Consider the following 18788-nt stretch of genomic DNA (forward strand, 5'->3'; position numbering starts at 1 on the left):
GACGACGAAAGGTGGGTTTTCCGCTCGGACGGCGATCGTGCTCGACGACCGCCATCAACGATGAGACGATCTGAGGACACGTTCGCCTGCGGGATTCGTCCCTACTGTAGCAACAGAACGGCCTGAGAGCCGAATCGTGGTCCTTTCAGGAACCGTTCGGCTCGTCCTCATCGAGCGATGTCGCTGACGTTCGGCATGCGCGAGCGCGAGACGACGAGGACGTCGATCACCAGGGACCCGAGGACGGCGACGATGATCGTGACGAACATCGCCGTGCTGTTCAACCACGGCTGATCGCGCAGCACCAGAGCGGCGATCACGAACAGCACGAACTTGGCGAGCCACGTGCCGAGGACGACCGCGAAGAACCCGCCGATGTCGAGGCGGTTGGCGACGAGGATGCTCGCGGCGGTGAGGAGCACCATCGCACCGCCGACGATCGCGCCGAGGAGGGCGCCGATCGCGCCCTCTCCCCCGGCCGCGATCCCGCCGACGACGGTGCCGAGAACGGCCAGGGCGAGCACGAAGAGGCCGCCCACAACCAGCGCGCGGCGCAGGACGGGGACGGACGCGGGCTGCGGACGGGGGGTGGCCGGGGAGGCTCCGGTCATGATGCTTCCTTCCGCGCCGTGGTCGGCGCTGTCGTGTCCCGGTCGATCGGGAGTCCGGCCGGCGGACGGAGCAGCTCCGTCGAGGACGCGCGGTCGAGGGGGTCGAGCACGGGTGAGGCCTCCGCGGACTGCGCCGCCGCCTCGAGCCGCTTGCGGCGGCTGAGCGGGGCGAGCGTGACGACGGTGCAGACCAGCAGTCCGACTCCGAGGAAGACGAGCGGGACCCACAGCACGTCGACCACGAACATCAGCAGGCAGCTGACGGCGACGACGGCGGTCCACGCGTAGAAGATCAGCACGGCGTGCAGGTGGGAGTGCCCCATGTCGAGCAGGCGGTGGTGCAGGTGCTTCCGGTCGGCGCTGAACGGTGACTTGCCCGCGCGCAGACGCCGGATCACGGCCAGGCCGAAGTCCATCAGCGGCACCACGAGGATCGCGAACGGCAGGATGATCGGGATGAACGCGGGCAGGAGCTCCTTCGCCGCGAGCTGGGCCGGGTCGATCTGGCCGGTGACGGCGATCGCGGAGGTGGCCATCAGCATCCCGATCAGCAGTGCGCCGCTGTCGCCCATGAACATCCGCGCCGGACGCCAGTTGATGGGGAGGAATCCGGCGCAGGCGCCGACCAGCAGGACCGCGATGAGCGAGGCCAGGTTGAAGTAGTCGGTGGGCGAGGTCTGCTGCACCAGCAGGTAGCTGTAGAGGAAGAAGACTCCGTTGGCGATCAGGGCGACGCCCGCCACGAGGCCGTCCAGGCCGTCGATGAAGTTCAGGGCGTTGGTGACCAGGACGATCGCGAGCACGGTGATGATCAGCGACATCCACGGCGAGCCGACGGTCAGGCCGCCGATCGGCAGGGAGACGATCTGCACGCCCTTCCAGGCGATCAGGCCCGCGGCGATCAGCTGACCGGCCAGCTTCGTGGTCCAGTCCAGATCCCAGATGTCGTCGGCGACGCCGATGAGCACGATGAGCAGGCTCGCGCCGAGGATCGCGAGGATCGGCTCGGGATTGGCGAACACCAGCCGGAAGTAGGGCAGCTGGGAGGCGATGCCGAAGCCGACGAGGATCCCGAGGAACATCGCGATGCCGCCCAGGCGGGGGGTCGGCCGCGTGTGCATGTCCCTGACGCGGATCTTCGGGTAGAGCCGGTACTTCAGGCTCAGCTTCCAGATGACCCACGAGAGCGCTCCGGTCACGAGCGCGACCGCGAGCGAGACGAGGGCGAAGGTGATCACCGGTTACTCACCCGGAGCGGGGTCGGTGCGGGCGGCGCCGGCGCCGGTGCCGGGCGTCGGCGCGTCCGTGCTCGACGGGTCGGCGTCCGGCGCATCGGCGGAGTCGACGGGCGCGGAGTCGTCCTGCAGGCGCGCGCCGGAGGCCCAGTCGGGACGCGCTGTCGGGGTCCGCTCGAAGGCGTAGGGGTCGCCGGCGGTCGCGGCCTCGTCGGGCTCCTGCTGGTCCCCGGCCTGCGCCGCGCCGACCGCAGAGGCGTCGGGCTCCGACGTCTCGGCACGGGGCGCGTCCGGATCCGGGAGCAGGTCGCCGACGACCTCGCGGATCCGCTCGGCCGACACGACGCCCTGGCGCAGGATGCGCAGGGTGCCGCCCTCGAAGCTCAGCGCGGTCGCGTCGACGATCGTCGAGGACTCGCTGGCGCCCGTGGGGCGGTCGCTGTAGCGCGATCCGGCGGCGCCGGCGTCGAGGTAGACGTCGACGGAATCGCCGAGCTGGTCGAACGCCTCCTGCGCGGTCGTGGCCGAGGGCGCTCCGGTGCGGTTGGCGGAGGAGACCGCCAGCGGGCCCGTCTCGGCGAGGAGCTCGATCGTGACCGGGTTGTCCGGCATGCGCAGCGCCACGGTGCCGCGCGTCTCGCCCAGGTCCCAGACCAGGGAGGGCTGGGCGTGCAGGACGATGGTGAGCCCGCCGGGCCAGAACTCCCGCGCGAGGTCGCGCACCGCCTCCGGCACGTTCTCGGCGAGGGCGTCGAGGGCGGCCACGTCCCCGATCAAAACGGGCGGCGGCGACTGCCTCGTCCGTCCCTTCGCGTCGAGCAGGCGCTGGACCGCGGCCGCGTCGAACGCGTTGGCCGCGACGCCGTAGACGGTGTCGGTGGGGATCACCACGAGCTCGCCGCGGCCGATGGCCGTCCGCGCGAGACGGGTGCCGGTCAGGAGGTCCGTGTCGACGGAGCAGTCGTAGATGCGTGCCATAACGGGTCGATGATACCGGCGCGCCCGTCGTGCCTGCCGCGGATCGCCCGGATCCGCTCGACGGTCCCGTCCGCCGCGCGATCCGGGACTGGCGCGATATGCGGCCGGAATTGGCGCCTTTCTCTTCTCTGTCGCGTTATGAATGCGAAATGGCGGCTTTTGAAATGCGAGTTGTAGCATCCGAAAGCCCGTTCATCCGGGACGCCTTCTTCGTCGCTGATCGACTCTCCCCTGCCGCCACGCACTGCGCGCGGTCGGCCCCGGGACGAGACGTTCTTCGTCGTGCAGAGGCGTCCCCTTTCACTGCATCTCTCTGCGACGACATCGATCCGGGCCGCGGAGAGGAGAGAAGAGGAATCGATGAGCGGAGTCATCGTCCACGAATGGATAGAGCCCTTCGGCGGCGCGGAGAAGGTTCTCGACGCCATGGCCGACTCGTTCAGCGACGCCGAGATCCTGTGCCTGTGGAACGACGCCCCCGACCGCTATCCGGACCACGTGGTCCGCGAGACCTGGCTGGCGCGCACGCCCCTCCGCTCGCACAAGGCGCTCTCCCTCCCCGCCATGCTGCCGACGTGGAGGTCGCAGCCGTTCCACGACTACGACTGGGCGCTCGTCAGCTCGCACGCGTTCGCGCACCACGTGCGCTTCCGCAACCAGCCGGACGGCTTCCGCAAGTACGTCTACGCCTACACGCCGGCCCGCTACGTGTGGAATCCCGAGCTCGACTCTCGGGGGGACGGCGCCGCCGTGCGCGCGGTCGCTCCCGCGTTCCGCGGCATCGACCGCAGGCGCGCGCAGGAGGCGACGTCGATCGCCGCCATCAGCGAGTACGTCAAGGAGCGGATCGACCGGGCGTGGGACCGCGACTCGATCGTCATCCATCCACCGGTCGACGTCGAGCGGATCCACGCGGTCGCCGACTGGTCGACGCACCTCACTCCCGAGGAGGAGCGGATCGTCGAACGGCTCCCCTCCGACTTCGTGCTCGGAGCCTCCCGGTTCATCGCCTACAAATCCCTCGAACTCGTCATCCGCGTCGCGGAGGCCATCGGCACGACCGCCGTGCTCGCCGGCTCAGGTCCCGAGAAGGAGAGGCTCGAAGCCGCAGCGGCCGCCTCCTCGGCGCCCGTCGTCTTCATCCCCCGGCCTTCGGATGCACTCCTCTTCACGCTCTACGAGCGCTCGCTCGCCTACGTCTTCCCACCGGTCGAGGACTTCGGGATCATGCCGGTCGAGGCGATGGCCGTCGGCACCCCCGTGATCTGCAGCGACACCGGCGGTGCGACGGAGACCGTCGTGGACGGAGTCACGGGCGTTCACATCCACGACTGGGACTCCGCGGACCTGGCCGACGAGGCGATCCGAGCTCTGTCGCTCGATCCCGAGGCCGGCAGACGGCACTCCTGGATGTTCGCACGCTCCCGGTTCGAGGAGCAGCTCGCCGACTGGGTCCGGTCGTGACCACCAGAGGTGAACCCGCCGGAGCGGCACCGGCATCCACCACTACGGAGGAACCGTCATCAGCGTCCACGTCCTGATCGTCAACTACGCGTCCGCCGAACTCGTCAGAGCGCTCGTCGCCTCGCTCCGCGACGAGCCCGTGGACTCGATCCGCGTGCTGGAGAACGGCTCCGGTCCCGAGCAGGTCCGGATCCTCGAGGAGGTCGCCCGCTCCGACGAGCGGATGCAGGTCTCGGTCAGCCCGACCAACCTCGGATTCGGCGCAGGAGTGAACAGACTCGCCGACAGCGTCGAGGCTCCCGACGAGGACGTGCTCTGGATCCTCAACCCCGACACGGTCGTCGCGCCCGGGTGCGTGGCCGTGCTCGAGGAGCATCTCGCCACGCACCCGAGGACCATCGCCTCTCCTCTGATCCTCGATGCGACGGGAGGGGTGTGGTTCGCCGGCGGCGAGCTCTCCCTCCCGTCCGGCCGGTCGACCCACTCGGGCTACGGCCGATCGCCGGACGGCCTTCCGACCCGGGCGTTCCCCACCCGGTTCATGACGGGAGCGGCGATGACGACGACCATGACGACCTGGCACGCCCTCGGCGGCTTCCGGGACGACCTCTTCCTCTACTGGGAGGACAGCGAACTGTCGGTGCGCGCCTCACGGTCGGGCATCGAGCTGACGGTCGTTCCGCAGGCGCGCATCATGCACCTCGAGGGCGGGTCGAGCTCGGCCGGAATCGGCAGGAGCACCACTTACTACTACTACTACGCGTTCAATCGGATAAGAGTCTGCTCGCAGTACACCCGGAAAGCCGATCTCCTTCTGGGCCGGGGGCTCATCGAGACTCTACGGAGTGTCGTCAAGCCGCTGTTCAAGGAGAAGAGCGGCCGAGTGGCGAAGACTCGTGCCTCTCTTCGGGGAATGCTCTCCGGAATCAGAGCGCCGCGCCTGCATCCGAACGATCGATAGGACGTGCGACAAGAGCCCCCCGGTTCTTCGATCAGAGGAGAGTCTTCTCCCGATATGTGGGCCGGCCGACCTCGACGGGAACCTGCCATCGAGAACGGGCGGGTCAGGACACCCGGGTCCGTCCCGGGTGAGTGCGGAAGACGGGCCTGCGCTTCCGCGCGCCGACCATCCCGGAGCGCCCGGCGCGGAGCTCAGTGCTGGATCATCCAGGCGGCAGCGTCCAACCGGGTGTCCTGAGCCGGCAGCGAAGCGAGCACCTGCGACACGGGCAGAGGCCGCTCGAGAGCGGCGCGGATCGCGTGTGCGAGTGCTGCCGGATCGGCGTCGGCATCGAGGACCGTGTGCCCGCGGGCGCGCAGCCAGTCGGCGATACCCGTCTCGGTGGACGCGACGACGGTGCACCCGTGCGACAGCCCTTCGAGGATCGGGAGGCCCACCTGCTCGCGCCACCGCGGGGTGCGCTGCGAGAAGAGCACCAGCACGGAGGCCTCCGCCAGCCGCGCATGGATCGTCTCCCCCGGCGGGTCCTCGAGGAACTCGACCCTGTCGTCGGACTCGGCGAGGTCGGACACGCGTGGAGCCAGCTCGCCTTTGCCGAGGATGCTGGCGCCGTCGGCGCCGTCGGCGATCGCCGGCCAGGCTCTGAGGAGGTGCTCGACGCCTTTGCGGGCCTCGAGGGAGCCGAGGAAGACGAGCCGCCGCTGTCGGGTCGGAGGAAGCGGATGCTCGGTGCAGGCCGGAGCCAGAGCGCCGAAGAGCCGGGTCCTCACGCCGTCGAGAGCGGCGCCGGCCAGCCGACGATAGACCTGCTCCGCGGCGGGGATGCCGAACGCGATGCGGTCGTAGCCGCCGACGAGCAGCCGCATCATCGCGGCCGCGATCGGGCGGCACACGGACAGAGGGAGGCGGGTGTAGCCCGCGATGTTCGCAGCGAGATCGTCGTTGCCGATGGCGTACGCGCTCACGACGGTGTGCCTGCGGCGCAGCGCGTCGGAGGTCCGGATCGCGGCGAGGTGCAGGAGGAGTCCCGGCCAGGCGTTCAGCTGGAACGGCTCGTTCAGTTCCACGGTCCTGTACGGGGTCCGGAGGAGGTGCACCGCGGTCCGGACGCGTCCGAGCCGACGGTACGAGGCCCGACCTGCGACGGCTTCGTCGAAGTCGTAGTTGCGGGCGCGGAAGACCAGCCGGACTCCGAGGTGGGCGAAGCGCTCCAGGTGCACGGTGCGCGCACGGTCGTACACGGCGATGCTGTCGCTCGAGCGCGTCATCGCCGGTCACCCGTGAGTACCGGTCCATCGGCGCGCAGCACCCGCTGCAGCTCCTCCGCGATGGAGTCCCAGGAGAACAGCGTCGACGCCTTCTCGACAGCTCGACGCGCCATCGCGGGATAGCGGTCCGACAGCGCCAACCCCACGATCGCCTCGGCGAACTCCTGATCATCGGCATCGGGTGGCAGCAGGCGACCGTCCACCCCGTCATCGATGATCTCGGGGATGCCGCCCCGGGCGGGAGCGACGACCGGCGTCCCGACCGACATCGCGTCGACCAGCACCATGCCGAACGGCTCCTCCCACCGACAGGGGTAGAGCAGGACGTCCGCTCGTGCCATCTCCTCGAGCAGGACATGGGGGTTCACGAAGCCGTGGACGCGCACCCGCTCGACGCCGCACTCCTCGTTCACGCGCCGCGCCTCCTCGCGGACCCGCCGGATGTAAGGAGACTCCCCGGTCGAGCTCCCCGTCGCTTTGCCGCCGTAGACGTCGAGGGTAGTCGGGGCGATCCGATTGGCTGCACCGCACACGCGCACAGCTTCCACCACTCCCTTCTCGGCGATCAGGCGCCCGGCGAACAGCGCCGAGACCACCTCGGGACGCCCACGATCCGACCGGGCCCCCGCCACCACGGTGGCTCCGTTGTAGAGGACGCTCGACCGGTCCCCGGGCACACCGAGCAGGTCGACCGCCCTGCGCCTCAGGTACCCGCTGCAGAAGGCCCAGTCGTCGACCGAGCGGAGGACTTCATCGACTCCGCGGCGAGCGCCGAAGCCGCGGCGGACCCAGCTCTCCACCGAGTCGACCGCGTCGTTGTGCATGTGCAGGACGATCCGGCCGGCGTACCCGGACCGTCGCAGCTGGACCGCGTAGCCGGGACGGTTGTGGATGTGGACCACGTCCGCGCGCGCGAGGGAGGGCGAGCACCACCAGACCCAGACGACGCCCTGGAGCGTGAGGAGGCGCAGGACGCCGTGGGGATTCCGCCGCGTCAGAGCGCCCGCCGCGCGGCTCGCCCTGCGCAGAATCCGGTCCAGAGCGGAGTACGAGCGCAGCGGTGCGAGGGGCACCCCTGAGGCGAAGTCCGGGGAGGCCGCCGGGCAGAACACCTCGACGGAGAGGGTGGACGAGAGGGGGCGGTAGGCGTTGCGGACCCAGCTCGCGACGGCGCCCCCGGTCCCGTCGAACCGCTCCTCGACGGGAAGCAGCACGGCGACCGTGCGAGCAGGCGCGCGGGACGACCGCGCCCTCGCCGTGCCCACCAGCAGAACGACGGTGGCGTCGCGCGAGAGGACGAGGGTGATCAGGAGCGCGAGCACTGCGGCCACGACCTGCGCGGCGAAGCGGAGCACGGTCGGCGACGACTGCAGGAGCAGTCCGACCGCCACCACGGCGAGCGCGAGCGGCACCGAGTGGAGGAACGGCGAGAGCGTCGAGGCGAGGTACTCGCGGAGGGTGGCGCGCGTGATGCGGCGCAAGCAGAGGAATCCGATCACGTAGCTCATCGCGCCCATGGCGACCATCGACCAGGCCGCGCCGAGGACTCCCCCGGTCATCGTGGACACGATGACCAGGGGGATGTTGACAGTGGTCCGGACGAGATTGAAGGCGAGGCCGAGCCGGACGTTGTCCGTCGCCTGCAGCAGCGATCCGAGCGGGTTCCCCAGTGCTCGGAGCATTCCGACGACCGCGAGCAGGGCCAGGACTTCGCCGTACCCGGCCCAGGTGCGCCCGAAGACGAGGACCATGACGTCCTCCGCGGTGAGTGCGACACCGACGAGCAGCGGGATGCTCGCCAGACCGCAAAGGGTGACCATGCGCAGATAGTTCTGCCGGATGCGGCCGAGATCGTCCTGGATCAGTGCGAAGTAGGGGAAGAGGACCCGCGTGATGATCGGATTGATCCGCCCGGGGATGCTCACGCCGACGTTGAAGGCCAGGTTGTAGCCGCCCAGAGCGGCGGTGCTGACGAACCGGCCGGTCGAGATGGAGCTGAGGGTGTTGCCGATGTAGTTGAGGACTCCGTCGAGGGACTGGAGCACGCCGAAGCTCAGGAATCTGCGGGTATCGGACCACCGGAACCGCCGGCGGAGGCGGAAGTAGCGTCGTCCCGCCACGAGGAAGACCGCGGTCCGCCCGGCGGAGGCGACGACGACCGCCCAGGCGGCGCTCGCCGCGCCCGCACCGGCCAGTGCCAGTACGAGCGACACCGAGAGGAGCAGGGCGGCGAAGAGCACGTCGGCGATCCCGAGCGGCTTGAACAGCAGACGCTTCTCGAGCATGGCCCGTGCCGCCTGTCCCCAGGAGGTGATGAGGAACGCGGAGGAGCCGATCACGAGCAGGGGCCAGGCCCCCGCGGCGTGGAAGAACGCGGCGACGGCCGGGCTCGCACCCGCGACGATCAGCACGACGAGAGCAGAGAACCCGACGTTCAACCAGTGCACCGAGGACAGCTCGGACGACGTCACCGAGCGGCGCACGATCAGCGCGTTCGTCAGGCCGAGGCCGATGAAGACGTCGAGCAGGGAGTTGAGGATGGTGATCATGGCGACCAGGCCGAACTCCTCCTGACCGAGGATCCTGGCCAGGACGAAGATCTGCAGGATCTGCCCGAGGCTCCCGCCGACCACCGAGAACGCCGTCCACTTCGCACCGGCCACCGCGCGGCTCTCATGGGTCTGCGCGCCCGGGCGGGAGCGGGCGTCGCGGCGCGGTCGGTCCCCCCGGTGCCCTTGTTCCGCGTCAGGCACGGGGATCGTCCCGGATCGCGGCCAGGTCGGCGTCGGAGTAGGTCGCCCTGAGCTGCCGGTCGTTGCCGCCCTGCTCGATGTTCGCCGACATGAGCGAGACCCGCTGAGCGCCGGGGATCCCCGGCACGTCGAGCGCACGAGCTCGGACCTGCCGGGAGACCGCTCCGGCGCGGAGGGTGCACCGGTGCAGCCACAGGTCGTCGCCGTCGGGGCAGTGGTCCATGAAGGCGGTGCCGTGCCGCCGCGCCTCCTCGAGGACCGCCACGGGATAGAGGACGCCCGCGACTCCCGTGTTGAAGACTCGGGAGGACGCCTCGGTCGACGCTCTCATCGGCCACGAATCATAGGGGCGCACCCGGCCCTCGCGGTCGAACGTCATCTCCTTCGACCGGTAGGCCACGACGTCGTCAGGATGGGCCGCGCCGACTCGGACGAGCCCCGCCAGCCAGTCGCGCCCGTAGTGGACGTCGTCGTCGGCCGTGACCAGCGGGAGCTCGATCCGCTCGGCCTCCACGGCGTAGGGGTAGTACTTCTTGTGGGAGCGGTAGTCGGGGCATGCGGCGATCTCGAGTCCTCGCCGCTGCAGGCGGAGCAGGCGACGGGGCAGGGGGCGTGACAGGTCGGACTCGCTCAGCCACAGCACGAGCCTGCGCGGGCGGGTGTAGCCGGAGCCGATCGACTCGATGACGAGGTCGACGTCCGGGATGCGCGGCCCGAACGAGGTGAGGGACACGGCCACCGGCGCGGTGCCCGTGAGCGGCGACGACCGCACCGCGCCGGTGGCCCGCCAGAGGGCGAAGCGCGCGCGCTTCGCAGCGGCGCTCGCCGCATGGCGCATGAAGGGCAGGATCGGCACGGGATCTCCTCGTTCTGTCGTCTGATCGGCCCGGGAACGCATGGTCGCGCGCTCGGCGGCATGCCGGCCGGAGGGCGCCGGCCCGGCCGCGGGACCGCACGGCGAGCGCCTCCTCGACGAGGAAGCCCGCCCAGCGTAGGAGGCCGCAGCCGCCTCGCGACCGATCGCGCACGTCCGACGCACAGAACGCGCCACCGACCGTCTCAGGGCACCGCAGCGCGCCTACACTCGCCGCAGTGCGGACGGCGGACGCTCGAAGCCGGATGCCGCCTCCGCTGCACGGGAGGCGCCTCTCGGCTGGATCCGAAGGAGACGATCGATCGTGACCGCCCGGACCGTCCCGCCCACCGGACGCGGACCCGCAACGCTCGGTGCCGCTGCTCCCGCGGACCTCGCCGAGGCGAGAGATCGACGGAGACGGCGTGGCCAGGTCCTCGTGATCGCGCTCGTCACCTTTGCGCTGGGGTCCTCGAGAAGCGTCGTGAACCTGCTGGTCGGCGGACGGGCCGCAGCTACCGCCACCTCGACCGGCACCGTGGTCGCGACAGGTGCGGGCGAGCTCGCCGGGAACGTCGCCGCCGCCGCCTTCGTCCTGGCCTGCCTCGGCGTCGTCGTCGCCAACGTCGCGCAGGTGCGGCGCTTCCCGCAGCTGACAGCTCTCATCCTCTTCCTCGTCTTCTTCGCGGTCGTCACGGTGGCCGACTTCGTCGCGAACGAGGCGTCCGGCCTCCGCTTCTCCTACTACGCGATCGCCGTCCTGCTCGTCGTCGGATGGAGCGTGCAGCCGCGCTTCGAAGACCTCGGGATCATCGGCGCCGTCGGGCTGCTCGTCGCCGTCGCCAGCCTCGCGCTCATCCCCTCCGGCACCGGGTGGATGTCCGAGAGCTACGCCACCCTCAACGAGAAGGCGCTGATCGGCGACAGGACGCTCGGCGGCATCTACCCGCAGGGGAACATCCTCGGCATGGTCCTGAGCTCGACCATGCCTCTGATGCTCCTCTTCAAGCGGAGGCTTCTCGGCCTCGCCTCGTTCGCCGTGGGTCTGTGGGCGCTCCTGCTGACCGCGAGCCGCACCTCCTGGGCAGGCCTCGCCGTGAGCACCGCCGTCGTGCTCGTCCTGCTGGCCGCGCGGAAGGGCCGGGTCCTCCGGATCCTCACCGTCCTCGGTGCCGTGGCGATCACGTCGGTGGTCGTGGCCCTCCCGATCCTCACGACCGATCCACTGGCCTTCACCGCACGGGGCCAGATCTGGATCTACTCGAGGGAGCACTGGGGGTCTCCGACGGCGCTCCTGTTCGGCAGCGGGCTCGATGTCTACGGGATCGGCGGTGCCATCGCCACGGCCCTCGGCGCTCCCTCCTATCACGGTCACAACGAGTTCGTGACTCTGATGACGACCTCGGGTCTCGTCGCCGCCGTGCTCTTCGCCGTCCTGTTCGGACTGGCTGTCGCTCGCGTCCTGATGCTCCCGATCGGACGCCCGATGCGCACGGTGTCGTACTTCCTGCTGACCCTGATCGGCATCTCGATCGCGGAGACGCCGCTGCGGATCGACACGGTCGACCTGCTGGCCTGGTGCACCTGGCTGCCGCTGGTGCTCTGCTTCTTCGCCGTGACCGGATCCGAGGGTCCGCTCGTCGCCGGCACTGCCGACAGAAACCGTGCTCGTGCGGTCACGCCGCCGCTCGCCCTTCATCGCCTCGACCCGCCGCGCACCCCGAGCGAGCCGTCCGGGCGGCGCGCCGCCCCCTGGCGGTGACTCCGACCGTGCCCTGGTCATGGCGGATCTCCGACGACGCCGCATGGGTCCGGACGGAGGACGCCGTGGTGGCGCTTCTCATCGTCGGCGCCGCCGAGCCGCTGGTGCTGAGCGACACAGCCGCCTCGATCTGGTCGGTGGTCGCGGCGGCGGACCCGCGCCACTGCACGACCGAGCTCGTCGTCGACGCGCTGGCAGACGCCTACCGCGTCGCGAGCGAGCAGATCGCCGGAGACGTCGAGCGCTTCCTGGCCGAGCTCCTCGAGCACGGGCTCCTCGAGCGCAGCTCCGCGTGAGGCGGTTCAGCCCGCGACGCGTTCGAGCAGCTGCGTCCAGGCCTCGCCCACTCGAGCAGGAGAGTGCGCAGAGGCCGCCCGCCGCATCCGCGCCGACCGATCCGCCCACTCGTCGTCATCGGACAGGAGCAGGGAGCACGCCCGAGCGAACTCCTCCGGGGTGTCGGCCACGAGCGCGGCCGACTCGAAGGACCCGAGGCCGCGAACCCCGTGGCGTGTCGACACGACCGGCTGGCCGGCCGCACCCGGTGCTCCCATCTTCATGTTCACTCCACTGCCCGAGAAGATCGGATTGACGAACACCCTCGCGGCGTAGAACGGGCCGGGATCATCGACCTCCCCGGCGAAATCGACTCCGGGAGTCTCGCGGAGGAAGGAAGCGAGGGAGCCGGAGGCTCGGCGGCCCGCGACCAGGAGCCGGACGTCGGGGCGGATCCGGCGGATCCGAGGGAGGACCTCCGCGATGAACCAGCGCAGCCCCGTCTCGGTGTGCGACTGGTCGAGGGATCCCACGAAGGCGACTCGGTCCTCTGCAACGACCGTGGGGCCCACCGGAAGCCGCGCGTCGTCGAAGACCGGAGGCAGGTACTCCACAGGGCCGCGGAACCGACGGTAGGCGCCGGAGTCCTCCGGCGAGATGACTCCGACCGCGGCGACGGCGTGGAGCAGGCCGGCGCGGACGGAGAGGCCGAGGCGGGCCGCCTCGGCCCGGAGATAGAGAGCGTGTCCGCCTCCTGTGTGGCGGGCGAGGGACCGGAGGAACGCCTTCTCGTCGTTGTGGCTTCGGAGGAGGACCGGTGCCCCGGTGCGCCGGCTCCAGGTGCGGGCGGCGCGCAGAGTCCACTCGTGGGAGGCCACGATGACATCGGGGTGGTACTCCGGGACGGGGCGCGGAGCACGACGCGATGCGAGCTGGTAGGGCTGTGACGGCCGGCGGAGACTCGTGTGACCGAGCCCGCCACGCGGAACGAGCACGGCACCTGGAACCAGTGCCGTATGCAGGTCTCGGACAGCGGAGTCGACGGGCTCCCGGTGGAAGACCACCAGGTCGAGCTCGTGGCCCGCCTCGACCAGGCACCGGATCTCTCCGAGCAGCTCGACGCGTCCGCCGTTGGTGGTGGGGAAGAGCAGGTCGTCCGCGAGGAACAGGATGCGCATGGTGGCCTTTCCGATCAGTGCGCGCTCAGCGGCGCGGTGGAGCGAGGAAGTAGTGGACGACTTCTCGCAGCGACCCGCACAGGTGCGTGAGCGCTCGGGACCATCGCTGGAGGTTCTTGACGGCGAGCGACCGCAGTGAAGCGTCGGCGCGGAGGTCGGTGATGCGCACGACCTCGAGCGGGGCGAACACGGAGTGGAGGACCAGCCGCGGCTTCTCCCGCCACGGAGCCTGAAGTACGGCGATGATGCGCCGAGCCGAATCCGAGCTCGTACGGGTGTGCCACCGCCAGTTCCGCGAGAGGCGCGGATAGACGACGCCCTGGCTCTCAGGGAGCAGCTCGAGCACCTGGCGGAGCGGACCGACGGCTCCCGTCCCGAGCGCGAAGTCCAGCAGCTCGTGCGGGCGCTCCACTGCGAGGTCCCGGATCTCGTCGAGCTGGGCGGAGCCGTCGGACCGCGAGCGGAGCTCGTTCAGCAAAAGGATCCCGAGGTGGTCCCCGGACGACGGCACGGTGATCGCGCGGTGCGCGACATCGACCCTCGTGCGTCGCGACCACAGACGGTCGAACACCGCGCCCCACTCCTCCTCCATCCCGGGGAACCGGAAGTGCAGGTCGATGTCGCAGGGCCAGCTCGGGCTGTACAGCGTGATGGAATGCGGCTGCAGGAAGGCCTTGTCAGGATCCTCGGGGCGGACGAGCCATCCCCTGCTGCTGAGCTCGGCGACCAGGGCTGACAGGCTCTCCTCGGGGACGAGGACGTCCGTGTCGGACGAGATCCTCGGGGAGCGCAGACCTTGCAGCTGCGCCGTCGGACCTTTGACGAAGAGCACTCGCACGCCCACCCGGTCGGCCGCCGCCGCGACGAGCGCATGACAGAGGAGGACCGCGGCGGGAAGCGGGACGGCCCGGGGAGACCCGGCCGTCATCGGGACGGCGGGCGGGGCGTGCAGCACGGGTTCGTTCTGACTGTGCGCCGGCGCGAAGCGCACGCGCGCGCGTGTCGGGCAGACGATGCACCGGCGGATCGTGCACCGGCGGATCTGACACCGGCGGATCGCGGACTGATCGGGACCGCCTCCTCACTGGTTCGGGCCGCCTCGCGTCGAGAATGACGGACGGGAGCACAGCGCTCGAAGGCTATTCGCGGGCCCAGGACGGTCCGCAGCAATGGCGCGTTCCGTCAGAAGAGTGGCCCGCTGCGCTCTTTCGCGCCTCCGGGGCGTCGGCTCCTCTCGAGGACCGATCGCCTTGTGTAGCGTTGCGACCGTGCTGCACATCCGACTCCGCGCCGACTCGTCCGCTCCTCGCCGATCGGGGAGCCTGCCGCTCCTCCGTCCCATCGCGGCGGCCCGGGCGGTCGCCTCATGAGGGGCATCGTCCTCGCAGGCGGATCGGGGTCGCGCCTGTGGCCGATCACCAAGGGCATCTCGAAGCAGCTGATGCCGATCTACGACAAGCCGATGATCTACTACCCGCTGTCGACGCTGATGATGGCCGGGATCGACGAGGTCCTCGTGATCACGACGCCCGAGTACAACGACCAGTTCCGCGCCCTGCTGGGCGACGGGTCGAGCCTGGGCATGCGGATCGAGTACGCCGTGCAGCCGTCCCCCGACGGGCTCGCGCAGGCGTTCCTGATCGGTGAGGAGTTCATCGGCGACGAGTCCGTCGCCCTGGTCCTGGGCGACAACATCTTCCACGGCACCGCCCTGGGCACCGCCCTCGCGGCGAACACCACGATCGAGGGCGCCGTCATCTTCGCCTACCAGGTCGCCGACCCGCGCGCCTACGGAGTCGTCGAGTTCGACGAGCACTTCCGAGCCGTCTCCATCGAGGAGAAGCCCGAGCAGCCGCGCAGCAACTACGCCGTGCCCGGCCTCTACTTCTACGACAACGACGTCGTGGCGATCGCGAGGACGATCACGCCCTCGGCCCGCGGCGAGCTCGAGATCTCGACGATCAACGAGCGCTACCTCGAGGCGGGGCGGCTGAACGTCCAGGTGCTCGACCGGGGAACGGCCTGGCTCGACACCGGGACCTTCGACTCGATGATCGAGGCGACGGAGTTCGTGCGCGTGATCGAGCAGCGGCAGGGGTTCAAGATCGGCTGCATCGAGGAGATCGCCTGGCGCAACTCCTGGATCGACGACACCCGCCTCGCCGAGCTCGCCGCACCGCTGGTCAAGAGCGGCTACGGCGCCTACCTCCACCGCCTTCTCAGACTCGAAGGCGTGAACGCGGGCCGCTGAGCCCGGCCTCCCCGACCTCCCCGACCTCCAGGAGAACCCCGTGCGGATCCTCGTCACCGGCGGTGCCGGCTTCATCGGCAGCAACTTCGTCCACCTGACCCTGCGCGAGCGTCCCGACGCGCGGATCACCGTGCTCGACAAGCTCACCTACGCGGGCAGCCGCGACTCCCTCGCCCCCGTCGCCGACCGCGTGCGGCTGGTCGAGGGCGACGTCGCCGACGCCGAGCTCGTGGACCGGCTGGTCGCCGATGCGGATCTCGTGGTGCACTTCGCTGCGGAGTCGCACAACGACAACTCGCTGCACGACCCGACGCCCTTCCTCGCGACGAACGTCATCGGCACCTTCGCGCTCCTCCAGGCGGTGCGCGCGCACGACGTGCGGTACCACCACATCTCGACGGACGAGGTCTACGGCGACCTCGAGCTCGACGACCCCGCGCGCTTCACCGAGCGCACCCCCTACAACCCCTCCAGCCCCTACTCCTCGACCAAGGCCGCCAGCGACCTGCTCGTGCGCGCCTGGGTGCGCTCCTTCGGCGTGCGCGCCACGATCTCCAACTGCTCCAACAACTACGGCCCCTACCAGCACGTCGAGAAGTTCATCCCCCGCCAGATCACCAACGCCATCGACGGCATCCGCCCCAAGCTCTACGGCACCGGCGCCAACGTCCGCGACTGGATCCACGTCGACGACCACAACACCGGCGTCTGGGCCATCATCGACCGCGGCGAGATCGGCGAGACCTACCTCATCGGCGCCGACGGCGAGAAGAGCAACCTCGACGTCGTCACCCGCATCCTCACCGCCTTCGGACAGCCCGAGGACGCCTTCGACCACGTCACCGACCGCGCCGGACACGACCTCCGCTACGCCATCGACTCCACGCGCCTGCGCACCGAACTCGACTGGCGCCCCCGCTACACCGACTTCGACGCAGGACTCGCCGCCACCATCGACTGGTACCGCGCCAACGAGGACTGGTGGCGCCCCGCGAAGGCCGCCACCGAGAAGAAGTACTCCGCTCAGGCCTGACGCGGCCCGCCGGCTCGGATCAGCGCGGACCGACTCCGGTCGACACCCGGCCCGAGGGCCGCGGAGCGTCGCACGGGCCGGGGGTCCGCTTCGCGCGGAAACGACCGGACAGGACGATGCGGAGCAGCTGCAGCGGCTCGAGGAGATAGCGGGCCGCGAGGCGGCGCGGATCGCGGGCCAGACGGAACAGCCACTCCACGCCCAGGGCGCCCATCCACCGCGGGGCGAGCGCCTGGGTGCCGGCGATGTAGTCGAGGCAGCCGCCGACGTTCGCGAACGCCGCTCGCGGGGCGAGCTCCCGGTTCTCCAGGATCCAGCGCTCCTGACGGGGCATGCCCATCCCGACCAGGACGAGGTCGGCGCGGGCGAGCGACTCGGCGAGCGGCCGCTCCTCGCCGGCGCCGTGCCACTGCTGGTCGAATCCGTCGTACGCGAGCCAGGTCATCCGGGAGGTGCGGGCGGCGACCGCCTCCGCCGCTGCGGCCGACGACTCCGGCGTGCCGCCCACGGCGACCACCACCAGAGGCTCGTCGTTCTCGATCAGCGGGAACAGCCAGTCGGTGCTGCCGATGCGGTGCTGAGGCGTCAGAGGCGAGTCGACCGCCGTTCCTCGGGCGAGCGCCAGGATCGGCCAGCCGTCGATCAGCACCGTGTCGGCCTGCTCGCAGAACCGGCGGAAGTGCTCATCGGTCTGCGCCATGTAGAGCCCGTGCAGGTTCAGGTTCCCGATGATGCGGCCCCGGTGCTCGCCGGCGAGGATCTCGGCGATCATCTCCGGAGCGGTCCGGGCGTCCACATGACCGAGGTCGAAGGGGAGCGCGGTGCGCGCAGCGGCTGTCATGCGGTCTCCTTCACGGAGGTGACGATGGTCTCGACGCGGCGGGCCCACGAGTGCTCGGCCCAGACGTCGCGCTGGCGGTCGGCCGCGACCCGGGAGAGCTCCGGCAGCGAGCGGACGCTCTCGGTGAGGACGCTGCGCAGGTCCTTCTCTCCCGCCGAGTCGTAGCAGACGACGGGGTAGCCCTCGCGCTGGAGGCCCGCCGTCACGTCGTGCCGGCTCGCGACCACAGGCTTGCCCGCGGCGAGGTACTCCCAGAGCTTCAGCGGGGAGAAGTAGCTGCCGTTGGCGCTGGAATGGCCGGCGAAGCAGAGGTCGACGCCGGCGAGGAAGGCGGGGACGTCGTCGGGGTGCACCCGTCCGCGGAAGGTGACGCGATCCGCGAGGCCGAGCTCGCGGACCTGCCTCTCCAGGTCGGCGCGGACCGGTCCGTCGCCGGCGATGTCGAGGTGGACCTCGCCCAGGTCCTCCGAGGCGAGCAGCTCGATCAGCGAGGAGACGTTCTGCCACGGGTAGAGCGTGCCGAGGAACCCGATCCGCGGGGTGCGGGTCCCGTCCACGATCTCTGCGGGGCGGTGCACGGTGTGGTCGACGCCGTTGGCGACGACGAGGATGCGCTGCCGGGGGATGCCGTACCGGGCGGTGAGCTGGTCGGCGAGGGCGTCCGTGACGGCGACGATCAGGTCGGCGCGGCGGAGCGTGCGTCCCTCCATCCACTCGGCGAGAACGCGGCTGGTGGTCGCCCGCCGCTCGCTGGTCGCCTCGACGGCGAGGAGGGCGTTGACCTCCAGGACCCAGACGGCCCCGGTGAGGCGACGGGCGAGGGAGCCGAGCTCCTGGAAGAGCGCGTACCGCTCGTAGGCGAAGACGGCGGTCGACCCGGAGACCCGGCGCTTCAGCTGGAAGCGCGAGCGCACCCGGGAGACCAGCCGGAAGACGTCGGTCGCCACGATGGACAGGCGCGAGCCGGACATGCGGCTCTCGGACCCCTGACCGTGCACCGCCTCCGGCATGGTGTCCCCCACGATGAAGCGCTCGACCTCGACTCCGCTCTGCTCCAGGCCGTTGATCACGCCGAGGATGTGCGAGCGCGGGCCCAGACTCTCGGTGGAGGGCTTGGTCGACAGGCGCGGAGCGCCGGATAGATACAGTGCTTTCACGGGGCGATGCTCTCCAGACGGATCACTTGACGGTAACACCGGGCAATTCGGGTCCGAGACCGGTTCGGCTACCCGTTGGGGGGTCATGGGGGCGAGAATCGTTCACCTCGCTCGTGAGTCCGATCGATTAGCCTTCACCTCGGTTCGTCGAGTATTACAGACAGTGC

General features: G+C 70.4%; 16 protein-coding genes. 6 read left to right on the plus strand and 10 right to left on the minus strand.

The annotated features are described in order from the left end of the window. Positions 1-167: 167 nt before the first annotated feature. The 3 genes from C5C24_RS00580 to C5C24_RS00590 are packed head-to-tail and all read right to left on the minus strand — an operon-like array spanning position 168 to position 2824. Entirely contained in the window at positions 168-611 is a 444-nt protein-coding gene (locus tag C5C24_RS00580; RefSeq protein ID WP_104277119.1) for a hypothetical protein, read from the minus strand. Beyond that, a complete protein-coding gene (locus C5C24_RS00585) occupies positions 608-1849 on the minus strand; it encodes an MraY family glycosyltransferase (RefSeq protein ID WP_181065442.1) in 1242 nt (413 codons plus the stop codon). Before C5C24_RS00585 ends, C5C24_RS00580 begins: the two co-directional genes overlap by 4 nt. A gap of 3 nt (positions 1850-1852) precedes the next feature. Then, positions 1853-2824 carry an L-threonylcarbamoyladenylate synthase gene (locus C5C24_RS00590; RefSeq protein WP_104304043.1) on the minus strand — a complete coding sequence of 324 codons (972 nt, stop codon included), beginning with the start codon at positions 2822-2824 and terminating at the stop codon, positions 1853-1855. 360 nt (positions 2825-3184) lie between these two features. Here C5C24_RS00590 and C5C24_RS00595 point away from each other — a divergent pair, with 360 nt between their 5' ends. Together C5C24_RS00595 and C5C24_RS00600 are read left to right on the plus strand one after the other, a co-directional pair. After that, positions 3185-4288: a glycosyltransferase gene (locus C5C24_RS00595; RefSeq protein WP_104277117.1), complete on the plus strand. Its 1104-nt coding sequence runs from the start codon at positions 3185-3187 to the stop codon at positions 4286-4288. A 76-nt stretch (positions 4289-4364) separates the two neighbouring features. Further along, positions 4365-5249: a glycosyltransferase family 2 protein gene (locus C5C24_RS00600; protein WP_258065000.1), complete on the plus strand. Its 885-nt coding sequence runs from the start codon at positions 4365-4367 to the stop codon at positions 5247-5249. Positions 5250-5440: 191 nt separating this feature from the next. Here the strand turns inward: C5C24_RS00600 and C5C24_RS00605 are convergent, their stop codons facing one another. The 3 genes from C5C24_RS00605 to C5C24_RS17505 all read right to left on the minus strand — a co-directional run bounded on the left by C5C24_RS00605 (position 5441) and on the right by C5C24_RS17505 (position 10126). Continuing rightward, positions 5441-6517 carry a glycosyltransferase family 4 protein gene (locus tag C5C24_RS00605; protein ID WP_104280852.1) on the minus strand — a complete coding sequence of 359 codons (1077 nt, stop codon included), beginning with the start codon at positions 6515-6517 and terminating at the stop codon, positions 5441-5443. Continuing rightward, complete coding sequence (locus tag C5C24_RS00610) at positions 6514-9180, minus strand: MOP flippase family protein (RefSeq protein ID WP_146082483.1); 2667 nt, start codon at positions 9178-9180, stop codon at positions 6514-6516. Before C5C24_RS00610 ends, C5C24_RS00605 begins: the two co-directional genes overlap by 4 nt. Before the next feature lie 82 nt (positions 9181-9262). Further along, on the minus strand, positions 9263-10126 hold the full coding sequence (locus tag C5C24_RS17505; RefSeq protein WP_146082484.1) for a hypothetical protein: 864 nt from the start codon (positions 10124-10126) through the stop codon (positions 9263-9265). 481 nt (positions 10127-10607) lie between these two features. Between C5C24_RS17505 and C5C24_RS00615 the strand changes: the two genes are divergently transcribed. Beyond that, complete coding sequence (locus C5C24_RS00615) at positions 10608-11885, plus strand: O-antigen ligase (protein WP_181135446.1); 1278 nt, start codon at positions 10608-10610, stop codon at positions 11883-11885. Positions 11886-11953: 68 nt separating this feature from the next. Continuing rightward, entirely contained in the window at positions 11954-12181 is a 228-nt protein-coding gene (locus tag C5C24_RS17770) for a PqqD family protein (RefSeq protein WP_181135447.1), read from the plus strand. A gap of 6 nt (positions 12182-12187) precedes the next feature. Here C5C24_RS17770 and C5C24_RS00620 read toward each other — a convergent pair whose 3' ends face one another. Both C5C24_RS00620 and C5C24_RS00625 read right to left on the minus strand, forming a co-directional pair. Next, entirely contained in the window at positions 12188-13339 is a 1152-nt protein-coding gene (locus C5C24_RS00620; protein ID WP_104277113.1) for a glycosyltransferase, read from the minus strand. Between the two features lie 25 nt (positions 13340-13364). Further along, positions 13365-14294: a nucleotidyltransferase family protein gene (locus tag C5C24_RS00625; RefSeq protein WP_104304045.1), complete on the minus strand. Its 930-nt coding sequence runs from the start codon at positions 14292-14294 to the stop codon at positions 13365-13367. A 411-nt stretch (positions 14295-14705) separates the two neighbouring features. On the opposite strand from C5C24_RS00625, the gene rfbA reads away from it, so the two are divergent. Both rfbA and rfbB read left to right on the plus strand, forming a co-directional pair. Next, a complete protein-coding gene (rfbA, locus tag C5C24_RS00630; RefSeq protein ID WP_104277111.1) occupies positions 14706-15590 on the plus strand; it encodes a glucose-1-phosphate thymidylyltransferase RfbA in 885 nt (294 codons plus the stop codon). A 40-nt stretch (positions 15591-15630) separates the two neighbouring features. Continuing rightward, positions 15631-16623, plus strand: a complete 993-nt coding sequence (gene rfbB / locus C5C24_RS00635; protein WP_104277110.1) for a dTDP-glucose 4,6-dehydratase — start codon at positions 15631-15633, stop codon at positions 16621-16623. 19 nt (positions 16624-16642) lie between these two features. On the opposite strand, the gene C5C24_RS00640 is transcribed toward rfbB, so the two are convergent. Next, positions 16643-17464, minus strand: coding sequence for a WecB/TagA/CpsF family glycosyltransferase (locus C5C24_RS00640; RefSeq protein WP_104280855.1), 822 nt, complete (start codon positions 17462-17464; stop codon positions 16643-16645). After that, positions 17461-18621, minus strand: coding sequence for a glycosyltransferase (locus tag C5C24_RS00645; RefSeq protein WP_181135448.1), 1161 nt, complete (start codon positions 18619-18621; stop codon positions 17461-17463). The genes C5C24_RS00640 and C5C24_RS00645 overlap by 4 nt, the downstream gene beginning before the upstream one ends. Positions 18622-18788 lie beyond the last annotated feature (167 nt).

The organism is Rathayibacter sp. AY2B3 (assembly GCF_002931755.1).
In the GTDB taxonomy this organism is placed as follows: Bacteria; Actinomycetota; Actinomycetes; order Actinomycetales; family Microbacteriaceae; genus Rathayibacter.